12 protein-coding genes are annotated in these 13124 nt (G+C 45.6%); 2 read left to right on the top strand and 10 right to left on the bottom strand.

The window, feature by feature from the left end; genetic code table 11:
• Window positions 1–14: 14 nt before the first annotated feature.
• The 7 genes from nrfD to CGRAC_RS12790 form a co-directional block, all read right to left on the bottom strand.
• Window positions 15–986: an NrfD/PsrC family molybdoenzyme membrane anchor subunit gene (gene nrfD, locus CGRAC_RS10395; protein WP_005870890.1), complete on the bottom strand. Its 972-nt coding sequence runs from the start codon at window positions 984–986 to the stop codon at window positions 15–17.
• A 1-nt stretch (window position 987) separates the two neighbouring features.
• Window positions 988–1695: a 4Fe-4S dicluster domain-containing protein gene (locus CGRAC_RS10400; RefSeq protein ID WP_005870891.1), complete on the bottom strand. Its 708-nt coding sequence runs from the start codon at window positions 1693–1695 to the stop codon at window positions 988–990.
• Window positions 1696–1723: 28 nt separating this feature from the next.
• Complete coding sequence (locus tag CGRAC_RS10405; RefSeq protein WP_005870892.1) at window positions 1724–2497, bottom strand: FKBP-type peptidyl-prolyl cis-trans isomerase N-terminal domain-containing protein; 774 nt, start codon at window positions 2495–2497, stop codon at window positions 1724–1726.
• 51 nt (window positions 2498–2548) lie between these two features.
• The gene (locus tag CGRAC_RS10410) at window positions 2549–4624 is read right to left on the bottom strand and encodes a hypothetical protein (protein WP_005870893.1); all 2076 of its coding nucleotides are present in this window, start codon (window positions 4622–4624) and stop codon (window positions 2549–2551) included.
• Window positions 4625–4728: 104 nt separating this feature from the next.
• A complete protein-coding gene (locus CGRAC_RS10415; protein ID WP_005870894.1) occupies window positions 4729–6147 on the bottom strand; it encodes an ATP-binding protein in 1419 nt (472 codons plus the stop codon).
• Window positions 6137–6826 (bottom strand): response regulator transcription factor, encoded by a 690-nt coding sequence (locus CGRAC_RS10420; protein WP_005870895.1) that lies wholly within the window; start codon window positions 6824–6826, stop codon window positions 6137–6139. Before CGRAC_RS10420 ends, CGRAC_RS10415 begins: the two co-directional genes overlap by 11 nt.
• Before the next feature lie 347 nt (window positions 6827–7173).
• Window positions 7174–7779 (bottom strand): DUF6803 family protein, encoded by a 606-nt coding sequence (locus tag CGRAC_RS12790; protein ID WP_005870897.1) that lies wholly within the window; start codon window positions 7777–7779, stop codon window positions 7174–7176.
• 313 nt (window positions 7780–8092) lie between these two features.
• Between CGRAC_RS12790 and CGRAC_RS10435 the strand changes: the two genes are divergently transcribed.
• Complete coding sequence (locus CGRAC_RS10435; protein ID WP_040303889.1) at window positions 8093–8311, top strand: hypothetical protein; 219 nt, start codon at window positions 8093–8095, stop codon at window positions 8309–8311.
• A gap of 1059 nt (window positions 8312–9370) precedes the next feature.
• On the opposite strand, the gene CGRAC_RS10450 is transcribed toward CGRAC_RS10435, so the two are convergent.
• The 3 genes from CGRAC_RS10450 to CGRAC_RS10460 form a co-directional block, all read right to left on the bottom strand.
• Complete coding sequence (locus CGRAC_RS10450) at window positions 9371–9787, bottom strand: hypothetical protein (protein ID WP_005870906.1); 417 nt, start codon at window positions 9785–9787, stop codon at window positions 9371–9373.
• 323 nt (window positions 9788–10110) lie between these two features.
• Window positions 10111–11511: a multiheme c-type cytochrome gene (locus tag CGRAC_RS10455; RefSeq protein ID WP_005870908.1), complete on the bottom strand. Its 1401-nt coding sequence runs from the start codon at window positions 11509–11511 to the stop codon at window positions 10111–10113.
• A gap of 10 nt (window positions 11512–11521) precedes the next feature.
• Window positions 11522–12079 carry a cytochrome c3 family protein gene (locus CGRAC_RS10460; RefSeq protein ID WP_005870909.1) on the bottom strand — a complete coding sequence of 186 codons (558 nt, stop codon included), beginning with the start codon at window positions 12077–12079 and terminating at the stop codon, window positions 11522–11524.
• Window positions 12080–12278: 199 nt separating this feature from the next.
• On the opposite strand from CGRAC_RS10460, the gene CGRAC_RS10465 reads away from it, so the two are divergent.
• Window positions 12279–13124 carry a fumarate hydratase gene (locus CGRAC_RS10465; RefSeq protein ID WP_005870911.1) on the top strand — a complete coding sequence of 282 codons (846 nt, stop codon included), beginning with the start codon at window positions 12279–12281 and terminating at the stop codon, window positions 13122–13124.

The following is a 13124-nucleotide window of genomic DNA, read 5'->3' on the forward strand; positions in this document are numbered from 1 at the left end:
AACCCTCCGCAGTTTTACATTATTATATCGTAAGTTTGTCCTGCGTATAGTATAAACATTCTAAGAAGTAATACTCCGACCACGCTGGCAAGCGCGCTAACGTAGAACGCAAACGCGGTGTGAGCGATCTTTTTGCCCAGTGCAAAATTTAAAACTAGCGGTACGCAAAAACCTACGCCCACGACGCCTAGCCAAAACAGCTGAGCGTAAACGCCTTCGCTAAAGGCTACGCTGGCGGCTTTTTGCACGTCGCTGCCCGTGATGAGCGAAACAAAAATCATGCCGATTAGTAAAATTTCCATCGCCAAAACCGGCCACTCGACGGCATGCAAGGTTTTTAGATCGCCGCCGTGCGGGTCCGCTTTAAAGAAAAGCGCGGCTATTAGGCTTGAGCCCGCAATGCCCGCCGATAAGCCAGACGCCACGAAAAGCGCAGGTAAAACGGCGGTATTAAGGATAGGAAATCTAACTAAAACCGAGATCAAAAAGCCCGTATAGGCGCAGATCGCGACCGCAAAAACTAGCGTAAGCGCAAGAAACAGCGGACGAAGCGCGTTTAAAATTTTCATCGCAAGCTCGAAAAGCCCTTTTAAAAAGCTAAGATTATGCGTCAAAAACTCTCTAAGGCACTCTTCAAACGCATAAAGGCAGGCTACGAAGGTAAGCGGAATATAGACGCAAAGCGCCGCCACGCCCACGGACATAACCGATGTGAAGTTATAGTTAATCAAAATTTTCCAAAAAAGTAGTGGTCGCTCTAAATCGGCTACCAGACAAACCATACCGAGTAAGATCGCTACGAAAGATAGCAGCGACGCGGCCTTAAACAGCGGCGTACTTGCAGTCTGTTTTTTGTAAAATTTAACGAGGATCGCGACTATCAAGGCGCCGCCGCTCATACCCGCTAGCAAAAGATAAACCGCGATCGGCCAGCCCCACTCAACGCCGTGCGAGAAGGTCGCAGTGAAATTTATAGCTCCGTTCATATCACACCCCTAGTTTTACCGCAGGAATATAGCGCAGGCTCGGCTTCGTGCCGCACTCAGGATGCATTCGTAGGCTATCTTTTACGCGAAGTAGCTTGCTGATGTGCGAGCCTTCGTCGTTTAGATCGCCAAACACGATCGCCTCGTATCTGCACGCCTCGATGCAGGCAGGCTCATGGCCATCTTTTAAATTTGTATCCAAGCAGAAGTTGCAGCTCTCTGCGGCTTTGGTTTCGTGGTTTATAAAGCGCACGTCGTAAGGACAGGCAACGATGCAGTATTTACAGGCGATGCAATCATCGGTGTTCATCGTCGTGATGCCGGTTTTTTCATCTTTGTGGCAGGCTTTCGTCGGGCAAACTTTTACGCACGGCGCGTCCTCGCACTGCTGACAAGATACTCTAACGTAGCGCTTTTCTTTCAAATTTAGCGGATCGGTTTTATCCTGGATAAAAAGCCTCATTTGGCCTTTTGGGACCAAATTTACCTTTTTACAGGCGATCTCGCAGTCGGTACAGCCGACGCATTTGTTCTGATCGAAGATCATGCCGTAGTGCGGCTTTTTCGGCTCTTGCTTTTTGGCGCTTGCATTTGCGTCTTGCGCGATTTTATCCGCGCTGTTTTGTGCGAGTAGGCTTGAGGCGATTGCGCCAAGCCCCAAAGAGCCGAGTGCGGCGGATTTTATAAAATTTCTTCTTTGCTTTTGCATATTCTCCTCCGACTAAATTTAAGCAAAACTACTTTGTTTTATTCGCGTCGTGAAAGCTTTTAGCCTCGCTCTCGCTAAGCTTTTTCGCCGCATCGGCAAGCTCGCCGGGCTTTAAAACCTTTAGTAGTTCGGCTTCAAAAATTACCACAGAACCCGCAGGAATTCTATCTACGTCCACGTTGCCATAGGCTAAATTACTAGGGATTGTAAATTTATATTTAGAGCCTGTATTCATCAAAAGCAATCCCTCGCGCAATCCATCGATTAAGCCTATCATAGAAAGATGCGCCGGAATTTTAGATGCGAAAGTATCGTCAAATACGCTGCCGTTCGTCAAATACGCCTTGTAGTTCATCACCACTACGCTCTCAGGCTTTGGCTTCTCGCCCATGCCTAGCTTTAGAATTTCATATTGAAGACCGGATTTCGTGGTTTTAACATCCGGATTTTTGGCATTTTTCGCCATAAATTCCTTGCCCGCTTTTAAATTTTTATCAAGCTCCGCTTTGGAATTTGTTTCTACGATCTTATTTAGCTTATCGGCTCTTTGATTCAAAAGCGCAATAATTTCCTCATCTTTTAGCTTCTGCTGCTTTTTAAGAGCGTCCAAAAACCCCTCTATTACCGCATCTAAGTCGTATTTGACGCCTAATGCGGCTTGTGAATGCAGCTGGTTTGAAACATAGCTTCCGGTAGAAGCTCCAATGCTATAAGATTCTTTTTGTTCTTGCGTAGTTAAATTCGCGCCCAACGCGCAGCTTGCCAAAACGATAGGCAAGAAAATTTTTAGTCTTTTTTGCATACATTTGCCTTTTAAATTTCGGGGCCGCGAGCTTACGCGACCCCGAAAGAATTATAAATTATTATTTAGAATTCTTTGAGCCTCTTTAATATACTCTTTAGCTGCCTCTAGCCTTTGCTTAGTATATTTAAAGCCATGCATACCCCATGAGCCGTCTTTTTCGATAAGATCGACGGTGTCTTGAGCTTTTTCGATCAGCTCGTAAACGCGAGTTTTATCACTGGAGTTAAGCTTTTTAGTCTCAAGGATAGAGTAAATTCCTTGAATACCGATCTTAACTTGCGAGAAATCGCTCTTAATTGGAGTTTGCCAGCCCATAACCTCATCGTAAACCTGCTTTTGATTCTTGAAGTGAAGTGTCTCTTTTAGCTCGGAAACGACAGGGCTGTGGCAGCCTTTGGTATCTTGCATATCTTTATCCGCCCAAGATGTTCGTGCGCACGACCACATAAGATCGACGAAATTTCGTCCATCTTTATTTCTTTGGAAGTGCCAATCTTTCGCATCTCTCGGACCTTTGGCGGCATCGCCTGCGACTAGAGATTTTCTAGCAGGATCGATGTCGATCTTCCAGATGTGTGATCTTCTTTGAGTATCAAATCCCGCATTGTCTTGGAACTGAATAGCGTAGAAGTTCTCGCAGCTCATCATAAACGGCATGTGGCAAGATGCGCAGGTGTTGTCTTTATGCGTATCGGCTCTTGCAGCGATATAAGCTTGCTCTTGGTGGCAATCTTTGCACTCTTTTGTGATCTTAGGCTTTGTATAAAACGCGCTCAAATAGCCCTGCTCGGAGTTGTAATTTACGCCCTTGACGGTTTTATCGCCAACTACCGGTCCGGTGTTATCGTGCGGATCGTGGCAGGTTACGCAGCGCATACCCTTCTCGTAGTGAGCGGTAAAGTATGATTGAGAGCCTTCAGAGCCACAGCCCGGTCCCATAGATTTAAATTTAGAGCTAAGAGATAGGTCGGGATTTCCGTTGTTTAGCGGATTAGCACGAGCTAAATCTGGGCTATAGTTAAATCTTTGGTGGCAGCGTTCGCAGTTTGAGGTTCTAAAATTTGTAGCGCCGTCAAGGTGACCGCCCGCTCCATGGCACTCTTCACAGGTGATACCCTTGGAGATAGTGTGCTTTTGAAGCTCTTTTGCGTTACCCAAAGCAGCATAGAATTCTTTCTTAGTTTTAAAATCGAATTTAAATGGGTGGCAGACCTCGCAATACGAGCTGTTTGCTTGGAAAAACATCGATTTTTTGTATTTTGCAGCATACGACGCAAGACCTCTTACGTAACCGCCGTTATCGCCATAATCGGCTAGAGTTTCCGGGAATTCCGGAACGATCTTTTTGATCTTTTTGACCGTCTCATCGTCTAAATTTAACGCCCAAGTCCTTTGGAATTGGTTGCCGCCGGCTACGATTTGACCGGTACCATCTCTTAGCAAGCCGCCCTCTACGTGATAGGTTCCTCGTAGCAACCACGCATCTACGTAGCCGAATTTTGTCCTTAGGTGCCCCACGGTCGCATAAATTACGTCAGGGGTAATACCTTTTGGAAGGATCGACGCCGTATCCGGGCTAAATACAGGATCGGTTAGGTTGTTATTAACCTCCGGGTGCTCGCCCGGGAAGCGGATAGTAGTGGCATGGCGCGATCTGCTCCATGTCTCATACTGTGCGGGGTGGCACTCGCCGCATTTTTCAGGACCTATGAATTTATTTGGGAATTGCAAAGAAGAGCCCGCAGGGATTCTATACATCATAGAGCTATAGCCCTTGCCGTCGTCTCTTTTACTCGCCTTTGAAAAGTCAAATCCATGACCTTCCGCAAGCCACTCCAAACCTCGGTCGTGTACATCCATCTTGCCGACCGTCTTACCGCCGTATTTGGTAAAAATCGGGTGATTTTTAAATAGCCAGTCATACATCTCTCGCTCTTCTACGACGTAGTCCTGCAAGGATATGACGCCTCTGCTTTGCAACGTGCCCTTAGGATTTGCGATGACGTCGCGCGATTTTTGCGACATTTCCATCTCATGCCCCATGCCTTCATCAGCACAGGCTCCTGCGGCAAAAATGCTAATACAGGCTAGCGCGCCTAGTAGCATCTTATTCCATTTTTTCATGGCTCCTCCTTTGAAAATCGAAATTTTAAATTAGCAAAGTTCTACGCTCGAAATAATATCAACAAAAAAGGGTGAAAAAGGGAGAAATTTAATGAAGTCTAAATTTAACGAAAAGCAATCGTAAATATCGCGCCTTCGTCAGAATTCGCAGCGCTTATGCTCCCTCCGTTTTTTTCGATTATCATCTTGCTCATATATAGCCCTAGCCCGCTGCCCTGCTGTTTTGTCGTAAAGTGCGGCTCAAAAATTTTATCTAACTGCGCTTCGTCGATGCGGCTTGCGTTATTTTCGATCGTGATTACCCGCTCGCCCTGTTTTAAAAACGAGCGGATTTTAATCTCGCGCCGTTTAAGCGGTACGTCCAAAAACGCCTCCTTTGCGTTGTTTATGATATTTATGATCACCTGGATTAGCTCGTTTACGTTGCCGTAAAGGGTGAAATTTTCCTCTATCCGCACGCTTATATCGATGACGTGTTTTTTAAGCGAGGCGTTTAAAATTTTACGCGCCTGCTCGATCGCTTCGCCGGCGCTAAATTCCCTCTTCGGCATGTTTGGGTTGAAGAAATTTTTAAAATCCTCGATCGTATCGCTCATAAATTTCACCTGCTCGCCCGCATCTTTTATGCCGTCTTCGAGCCTTTCTTTTGAGAGCTTGCCCCGTTCGTTGTAAAGCTCTAAATTTATGAGCGTAGAGCTGATCTGCGATAGCGGCTGGCGCCACTGGTGCGAGATATTGCCGATCATCTCGCCCATGAGCGCGAGGCGGCTTTGATTTATCAGTAAAAGCTGAGTCTGCATCTTTAAGGTCTCGTTTTTTTTGTGAATTTTATAGATACAAAATATGCAGATCAAAAACACTGCAAGCAAGCTTAGGCCGCTAACGACGAACTCTTTGGTGTGATAGAGCAGAATGCTTTTTATCGGAATTCTAAAGCTTATCATCGCAATCGTATCGCCTAGGCCGCCTTTGAAATTTCCCACGTCTCCATAGAGCTCTTGCATCTTTTTAGGCGCTGCGTTGATGCTGTGGCACTCGGTGCACGAAGGCTGAGAGTTTGTTATCGGCAGACTCAAAAGATACGAGGCGCCACCTTTATCATATATGACCCTGGAGTATTCTTTATATTTGTTTTCTTTGAAGCCCTCTAAAATTTCATTCTCAAACTCGCTTCCCTCGTGCTCGGGATTGAGCGGATCGGTAGCGACGAGCTTGTAGTCGTAGTTAATGTGATTTTTGGCGAGCTGAATTTTATAAATTTCGCGCGTTATGTAGGTCGAAGACATCAGTCTCGGATCGAAAAAATCCTCGCTTAGAAGCTTTTTTTCTTTAAGCTCGTTTATTAGCGGGCGCTGCACGGTCGAGACGTAATCGCGCACCGCATTCATCGTATCTAGGATATAAAACGCCTCGCGCCGCGTGTCCTTTAGCGCAAGCTCGCGATAGAAGTTAAAAACCAAAGCCGTAATTACGATATATAGCAGCACGAAAAGCGCTACGATAAATTTAAATTTATACTTCAAAGAGATACCCCACCGCATATAAATTTTTGATCACGTCCTTGCCGATCTTGCGGCGCAATTCTTTGACGATCGCCTTGATCGCCTCTTTGCTGGGCTGCTCGAACTCCCACATATAGTCAAATAGCTGCTCGTAGGTTACGGTTTGATTTTTGCGCGCTAAGAAGTACTCCAAAAGCTTGCTCTCGCTTTTGGAAAGATGACAGGCGCTGTCTTTTACGTAGATGATCTTTTTGGCAAAATCATACTTCAGCTCATCGTTTATGCTAAATATCGGCGCGTGATTTATCAGCTCCGCAGCGACGTCTTGCAACGCCTTTATAAAGGCGTTTTTGTCATACGGCTTAGGCAGATACCTAGTGATCTTAAGCTCCACCGCTCGCCACAGATACTCCTGCTCGGTATGGCTCGAAAGTATCACGATCGGCACTGAGATGCCGGCAGCTCGAATCTTTTTGACGACCTCTAGCCCGTCCATATGCGGCACGCCGATATCAAAAACCAGCGCGTCGTACGAGCCGCTCATCGCTTCATCGAGCGCCTCCAGCCCGTCCTTGACCCCCACTACTTCGCCGAAAAACAGCTGTAGCGATTCGATTATATTTTTTAAAATACCGGGCTCGTCCTCTAGGCAAAGAACCCTTTTATTGGACAAAACGTCCAATAACTCGTAATCTTGCATCTCATGCCCCCAAATTTAGCGCATTTCATTCTTAATCGTCTCTTAAAATATAACTCGCTTAAATTATATAAATTTAGCATTAAACTAACGTTAAAAAAATATACCAAAGCGGTTTGCGCGCAAATTTAAACTGAAAACTACCTATACGTGAGCTTTACGTCTGTATAAGTCGAATAAAAATATCACAAGAACGTAAAAAGGTGGGGCGATAAGCTTGATATTAAATTTTAGAGGTGCTTGCATATGTATTTTATAGACGAAAAGCAATCAAATCATGAAGTATTTATCAACCCTACGCTATCGGCGGAATAGAATTTAAAATTTAGCCCAAGCTGGGCATGCTAAAGTTAATACGAATGCTCCATCTTTGAGTGATCCATGCTGCCGTGATCCATGTTCTCCATCGAGCCATGATCCATATGCGAATGATCCATCCCCTCCATTGAGCCCATATCGTGGCTCATCCCGCTCATCGAGCCATGATCCATCATAGAATGATCCATGCCACTCATACCTGGATCGGTCATTCCAAAAATCATCGCGACGTGCCCTAACACCAAAAATACAATCAGCGCCAAGAAATGAAATTTAAGCCTAGCTCTAAATTCCGCTCCTTTTGCGATAACTCCGAGCTCCAAAAGTAGCAGCACCAGCGCAGGCAGCGCCGCTGCTGCGTATGCAGCCAAAGCTAAAGTGTCCGCAGCGCCACGTAAATGAATGACGGGCAAAATTTTAACCGCTACGTAAATAATTAATATCGTAAAATAAGCGCCGAGAATGATGCTAAGGCATTTATTGATTTTTAGCGCCAAAGAGCCCTCCTTCGCGCGGTATAAGCTAAAAAATTCGCTCGCTACTATCGCTTCTGCTAAGCCCATCGGCACCGCCATAAATAAAATCAAATTCCACGGCTGATTTGCCATCAAAAGTTCCATGTAATTCGTCATTGCCATATTTTCTCCTTATTTTGGTTTAAAGGGCGCAATTCTAGCGGCTTTCGGTAAAAAATTTTAAAACGATAGATAAGATTAAGTGCGCCTTTAATCTTATGTCTTTCCGTAAAACGATTTGGGCTGCGTCTTAAAGCTCGCCCGCAAATATTAAATTTATCTCGCCTCGCACGCCGCCCCTTCGTATCTAACGCAAAATTTAGAAAATTTATATTTGCAGATGCAGATACATTAAATTTAGCCAAAACGCTTTAAATTCCGTAAAATTTCAGTTTTACAAAGATAAAATTACAAAATTTTTTTAAAAGGATTTAAAATGAAAAATGCTCTTTTATTCGCCTGCGCAGCGCTATTTATATGCGCTTGCTCCAATCCTGAGCAGCCAAAGCCAGGCGTTTCGCATTGCAGCGAGCCCAAAATGGACGAGGCGTCGCATCAGATGATTCAAATTTGCGGCAAAAGCGAGGATCCGCAAATCGAAAATATGCAGTGCGACAAAAACGGGCTTTGCTTCGGCACCGCAAAAATCAGGTAGCCGAAACGTCTTGCGGGCGCAGAACTAAATTTAACTATTTTAAAGCCAAGATCGAGCGCCCGCAAGCGGTCTAGGCCGCGCTTTAAAATATTTAGCCAGCAATTTAAATTTAGCCCCGCTTCACGCGCGCCGATGAATTTTATATATACTTAATTTTTAACTGCGTCCGCCGATTGATCGAGCTGCTCTTGGCGCGATAAAATTTTAAAATTTCATCGCCAAGCACGGCGCGTAATCAGGATTTAAAAGTAAGCGCGGCTCAAATTTCATAAGTTTAAAATTTTAAAGCGATATGCGATTTAAAATTTTACGCTTCTTGAATGCTAGCGGTGCAAAATTTCGCGCAAGCTCAAAATCCGCACCAGGCAATTTTGTGCCGCTGCAAAATTTCTAGATCGCAACTCCGCTCAGTAGAATTTTTAGTGGTGCAGATGGGGGTGCAAAATCTGCGCCGTGTGGTAGGAGTTCTCGGCGCAAAAGACGCGGTATCCTCTACCGACGGTGCGAGTTTATAATCTAACTCACGCCTTAGAATTCCGCCTCAAACTCATTACTTAAAATTTCGTCTCAAAAAAATCGCGTATGAGAAATTCCGCCTTATCTTTACAGCTTAAAATTTCGTACGGATCGCACCGAGCGAAATCTCACCACTGCGCGAAGCAAGCTTAAAATTTCAGCGTCGTGCTCGCCGCATATTAAATTCTGCTTCATTATTACGACTTAAATTCTACCACAAGCCCGCAGATTTAAAATTTTACTTCAAACGACGCCGTGAAATTTCTACCCTCCCTAGATACATATCTCTCGGTGCCTACGCCGCTCGCACTTAGCGGCGACGCTATTCTTTGCCGATAGCAATCCTCGCACAGAGCGCCTGCCACAGCGCATAGAAAATAAAGCGCGCCTCTTTCATAATCGCCGCCTCTAGAAATTTCAAGCGACCGCAAAATTTTAAAATTTAAAAGCAGCCTGTGATTAAGCCAATTTTTATAAATTTGGATTTGCTTTGCAATGCGCAATCTGTCGAGTAAGGCGCAATCATAAGTTACGCAGCTAACTTTACGTCAGCTGTTTAAACATTTCGATCTGTTCCTTTGTAAGCTCGATCAAATCATCGTTTGCGTATTTAAGCGATGTCTCCAGACTTGCGATGAGCTCCTTACGGACGAAGCTCACGCTAAAAAGCGTCGCCCAAAATCGCGCTCCGCTGCCCGTGCTCGGATCCTCCAAGACCGCTCTAATCGCAGCTACCGCAGCAGCATCGTCCGCCGCACCTAGCACCTCGTCCACGAGTGGATATTCACCTGCGCCGTCGCCCTCGTTTAGCGAGCGCAAAAGCGGCTCAAGCGCTTCATCACATGGATTATCACGCAAAAACTCCCGTACCGCGCGAAACTCTGCCGCGAGCTGATCCGAAAGCTGCGCAGGCATCGGCTGATGAAGTCTCAAAAAATCTAATGCCGTTTGCTTGTCCATACAATTCCTTTTAAATGATATGCGCGATTGTAGCTAATTTTGGATTGCGAAGAGATAAATTTACTCTAATTTATCAGCTACTTCCGTCATAAATTCTCAATGATCTTAAATAATTAGACAGTGATTTTGTAGTGGCTTTTAGGGGCGATTTTCGATGGGCTTTGCAGCGTTTGAAATTTCAAAGCGGCGAGTAAAATTTCAAGCGCAATTTCGGCGTAAAATAAAATTCCAAAATTTTATGCAAATAAAAAAGCCCCCGCGAAGTGCAGGGGCTTACAAGCTTGATCTGTTTAGTCTGGCAAAATTTAGCAGACTAAGAAGGATTATTCCTCGATCTTGCCGGTTTTGATGCGGCGCTCGTAGATTTCGCGCATCTCTCTGATGTCGTTTTTGACCTCGAATACGCCGTGCCAATGCGAATAATCAGGTCCGCCCATTAGCGCGCCTTGGCGCATTCTGCGACCCTCGTGATGCCATGAAACATAATAGATTCGCTGGAACGCATCCGCCCAAGGATCGTCTTTTAGAAGTTTCTTTTCCTTAAGCTCTTTTAGCATCTTAGTCGCTTCGTCGTTGTAAACGTTATATAGAAGCACCTGCTTATCGCCCACCTCAAAGAAATTATTCGCGTGGGTGCTTGCGTGGCACTCTTTGCAGACTTGCTTCATCTCAGCACGCGCTGCCTCAGGACCGTTTAGGTTACCCGCCAAAGGATTGCCGACATTTAGTTTGCCGGTATTTAAAAACTCGCTTACCGCGGTCTCATTACCGCCGGTTCGTAGATTGCTCTTAGGCTGCCACAAATTCCACTTCAAGCGTTGAGATACGTTGTGAGTGGAGTTTAGATCGCCCACACCGCCGCTCATATGGCAGGTTGCACATGTAGGAGCGCGGTAATCAGGAACTGCCCAAGTACCAGGAGCGCTGTCAAATTTCCACTCATTGCCTTCAGCGTTAAATACGTGTCCGTGCATTGAGTTATTGTAAATTTCGATATCCGGATGATCAGGTCCTAAGTGGCAAGATGCGCAAGCAGCAGGCTTACGAGCTTCGGCGATCGAAAATTTATGACCCGAGTGGCACGATTTGCATCCGCCTACGCCACCATCCGGATAAACCGTACCGATGCCATATATAGGCCAGGTCTCTTTGGTAGGCTTGTTATGCTCATCCATTTTAACGACGCTACCGTGGCATTGAGAGCAGCCGGTAATATCAGGTGCATGTTTAAGATCAGGGATATCACGTCCTTCATAGTGATACATTAGATCAACTATTCCTTTGTTGGCTTGCATCTGCATAGCGCCTCTTGCGTGACCGCTGTTTTCAAAATCTTTAACCTCGTTACTATGGCATTTAGCACAGGTTTTTGGGCTAACTAGTACCGAAATATGATTATCTGTGTCTTTCGGATGCGGCTCTTTAGCTGCCATAGGGCTATCTGCTGGCTGCGAGTGGCAGTCGGTACAGCTAACGCCTACGTGAGCGTGGCGGCTCATCTTCCAATCCGCAACGACGCCCGGAGTTTTTTCAGCATGGCACTCAACGCAGCGTCTAGCTAGCGGCGTAAGCTGCCTATTTACCTTTAAATTCTTCGTAAGACTAACGTTTACGGAATTGCTTACGTTCGCGTCCGACGCGGACATATTCGCATGCTGCGCGGGCATTTCTGCGAATGCAAACGATGCGATACAGGCTATTAAAATAGCGACTTTTTTTAGCATTGCTTCTCCTTTACTTGGTTTTGTTATTTTCTCGGTTGTATTTATCCCAATATTTGGTGATCTCTATACCCATATTTTTGTGGCCGACGTTTTCGTGGCACTGCACACAGGTTTTGCCGATAGTGCCCGCGAAATAATCCCTATGTGCGAGCCAGGCTTTATTTACTTGATTATTCTGCTCTTTTAAATTTCGATGGCAGCTTAGGCAGCCGCTTTCATAAACGAAATGATTTCGCTCCTTGCGTTTTTCTTGCCAATCGATCTTATCGGCATCGGTAAAGACCGTCTTGTAGACATCATTTGCGGAGGTTAGAGCCTTGGTCCAAAGATACATAAAGGTATTTTCATGAGAGACATGACAGGCGACGCAATCGGCCTTGAAGCCTTGCGGGTTATTGCCGCCGTGAACATCGTTGTGAAATGCGTTTGCCATCGGCTGCATCGTATGACAGGATACGCAGAATTTATCGGTGCCCGTAAGGTGAACCATCTCCGCAATCCCAAGAGAAAGTATCATTCCTATAAGCACACAAGCGCCCACGAGCAGCACAAGAGTTTTCTTTTTCATAGGTTTCCTTGATTTTAAAATTTCTTCGCAAAATTTTTAGTATTTGATAATTCGAAAAGCTGTATTTTATTATAAAAAGATTAAAAACCGCTTATTTTCTAGCCTTTTGTTAAAATTTATTAAATGAATATAAAATTTTAAACTAAGTTTTTAGTTTAACGGAATATAATCCATTAAAATTTCAATATAAGGAGAGATCATGAAAACGATCCAAGCGGATGAAATTACCAAAGTAGTCAGCGAGCTTTGCAAAAAAGCCTGTTATCAAGTCACGCCCGATATGCGCGCGGCGTTTGAAAAAGCACGCGAAAATGAAATTTCGCCTATCGGCAAAGATATCTTAGGCAAGCTCTTGCAAAATGCCGATTTAGCGGCGAAAGAGGTCGCACCGATCTGCCAAGATACCGGTATGACGGTGGTTTTTGTCGAACTCGGTCAGGACGTACATATCGAGGGCGGATATTTAGAGGATGCTATCAACGCAGGCGTTGCGGACGGCTACATAGGCGGTTATCTGCGCAAATCCGTGGTCGCAGAGCCACTTTTTGAGCGCAAAAACACCACAAACAATACCCCCGCGGTCATCAATACCCGCATCGTCCCAGGCGACAAGCTTAAGATCAAAGTGGCCCCGAAGGGCTTTGGCAGCGAAAACAAATCGGTACTAAAAATGCTCGTTCCTGCAGACGGCATCGAGGGGGTAAAAAAGGTATTTTTAGAGGCGGTCAAATACGCTGGTCCTAACGCTTGCCCTCCTATGGTCGTAGGCGTCGGTATCGGTGGCACGATGGATAAGGCGGCGCTTTTAGCCAAACAAGCCGCAGTTCGCTCGATCGACAGCAGAAATCCCGACGAGCGCTACGCCAAGCTAGAGGATGAACTACTGGAGATGGCTCGCGCTACGGGCGTCGGTCCGCAGGGTTTGGGCGGCATAAACACCGCCGTTAAGGTAAATGTAGAGTGGTATCCGACCCACATAGCGGGGCTTCCGGTCGCCGTTAATATCAACTGCCACGCGGCTCGCCATGCCGACGCTGAACTATAA

Source organism: Campylobacter gracilis (assembly GCF_001190745.1).
Classification (GTDB): domain Bacteria; phylum Campylobacterota; class Campylobacteria; order Campylobacterales; family Campylobacteraceae; genus Campylobacter_B; species Campylobacter_B gracilis.

Coding starts and splice junctions, on each gene's coding strand:
- nrfD (WP_005870890.1), bottom strand. CDS start 986: ATGAACGGAGCTATAAATTTCACTGCGACCTTCTCGCACGGCGTTGAG.
- CGRAC_RS10400 (WP_005870891.1), bottom strand. CDS start 1,695: ATGCAAAAGCAAAGAAGAAATTTTATAAAATCCGCCGCACTCGGCTCT.
- CGRAC_RS10405 (WP_005870892.1), bottom strand. CDS start 2,497: ATGCAAAAAAGACTAAAAATTTTCTTGCCTATCGTTTTGGCAAGCTGC.
- CGRAC_RS10410 (WP_005870893.1), bottom strand. CDS start 4,624: ATGAAAAAATGGAATAAGATGCTACTAGGCGCGCTAGCCTGTATTAGC.
- CGRAC_RS10420 (WP_005870895.1), bottom strand. CDS start 6,826: ATGCAAGATTACGAGTTATTGGACGTTTTGTCCAATAAAAGGGTTCTT.
- CGRAC_RS12790 (WP_005870897.1), bottom strand. CDS start 7,779: ATGGCAATGACGAATTACATGGAACTTTTGATGGCAAATCAGCCGTGG.
- CGRAC_RS10435 (WP_040303889.1), top strand. CDS start 8,093: ATGAAAAATGCTCTTTTATTCGCCTGCGCAGCGCTATTTATATGCGCT.
- CGRAC_RS10450 (WP_005870906.1), bottom strand. CDS start 9,787: ATGGACAAGCAAACGGCATTAGATTTTTTGAGACTTCATCAGCCGATG.
- CGRAC_RS10455 (WP_005870908.1), bottom strand. CDS start 11,511: ATGCTAAAAAAAGTCGCTATTTTAATAGCCTGTATCGCATCGTTTGCA.
- CGRAC_RS10460 (WP_005870909.1), bottom strand. CDS start 12,079: ATGAAAAAGAAAACTCTTGTGCTGCTCGTGGGCGCTTGTGTGCTTATA.
- CGRAC_RS10465 (WP_005870911.1), top strand. CDS start 12,279: ATGAAAACGATCCAAGCGGATGAAATTACCAAAGTAGTCAGCGAGCTT.